The following is a 412-nucleotide window of genomic DNA, read 5'->3' as shown; positions in this document are numbered from 1 at the left end:
AATCCAGCACGGTCTGACCGTGGTTTTCCAGACACAATCGGGTGATAAACGGATATTCCTCCAGATATTCATATAGATTTTTATGCCACTTGGTCAGAAACAGCGAAGACAGGCAGGGAAACGCCTTCAGTTCCATCGCGTCTTCAAAATCATCCCAAACATCGCTCAAATTCTGTTTGGATATGTCGTATTCCCGTCCGGCAAACATCACGGTATTTTTGCTTTTGGCGGCTTTTTTGAATGCCTTTCTCTGTTTTTCGGGTATCTGCCGCCATCTCAACTGACGGTACACGTCGTAGCCGTCGCCCCAAAAAGAGGCATACCGCTGCGTGTCTTCGCCGCACAGCGGCGCGGTATTCCCAACCCGTACATATCCCGTCGGCACGACGGCACTTGCCTTATACATGTGCAG

1 protein-coding gene is annotated in these 412 nt (G+C 50.0%); it reads right to left on the bottom strand.

Features of this window, described 5'->3' with window-relative positions; translation table 11 throughout:
- The coding region (locus RM704_RS45830; protein ID WP_498076467.1) for a hypothetical protein at positions 1–412 on the bottom strand (412 nt) is incomplete at both ends.

It is taken from the genome of Streptomyces gottesmaniae (assembly GCF_031845845.1).
GTDB classification, from domain to species: Bacteria; Actinomycetota; Actinomycetes; order Streptomycetales; family Streptomycetaceae; genus Streptomyces; species Streptomyces akebiae.
The sequence above is the reverse complement of the archived record's forward strand: the minus strand, read 5'-3'. Positions and strand labels throughout refer to the sequence as shown.